This window comes from Microtetraspora sp. AC03309 (assembly GCF_020826795.1).
Taxonomy (GTDB): domain Bacteria; phylum Actinomycetota; class Actinomycetes; order Streptosporangiales; family Streptosporangiaceae; genus Microtetraspora; species Microtetraspora glauca.
Genome location: NZ_JADDIL010000465.1, coordinates 1 through 486, shown reverse-complemented (window position 1 = coordinate 486; position 486 = coordinate 1). Strand labels below are relative to the sequence as shown.

The window sequence follows — 486 nt, the reverse complement described above, 5'->3', positions numbered from 1 at the left end:
GCCCAACGCCGTGGTCACCGCGTTGGACTTGGGTGCCGTGGCCAGGTGCACTGTCGCGTGAGCCAACGTCAATTGCGCCTCGGGCATTCCGATCAGCTGCACGGTCTGGGCCGCAGCGACCGCGGTCTGCAGCGCCGTCGGATCGGCCATCCCGATGTCTTCACTGGCCAGGATCATCAACCGGCGGGCCACGAAGCGCGGGTCCTCCCCCGCCACCAGCATCCGGGCCAGGTAGTGCAGCGCCGCATCGACATCGGATCCGCGCACGGACTTGATGAAGGCGCTGATCACGTCGTAGTGCTGGTCGCCGTCGCGGTCATAGCGCACCGCGGCCTTGTCCAACGACTGCTCGATGACCTCGACCGTGATGGTGCCCCCGGGGCCGCCGGCCGTCTCGGCCGCCACCTCCAGTGCCGTCAACGCGCGGCGCGCATCACCCGAAGACAGGCGCACCAGGAGGTCGATGGCCTCTTCGTCGGCCCCGAC

Annotated in this window: 1 pseudogene; it reads right to left on the bottom strand. The window is 69.1% G+C overall.

What is annotated here, in order from left to right:
• A pseudogene (locus tag IMZ11_RS43870) lies at positions 1–486 on the bottom strand (replication-associated recombination protein A); the annotation flags it as partial.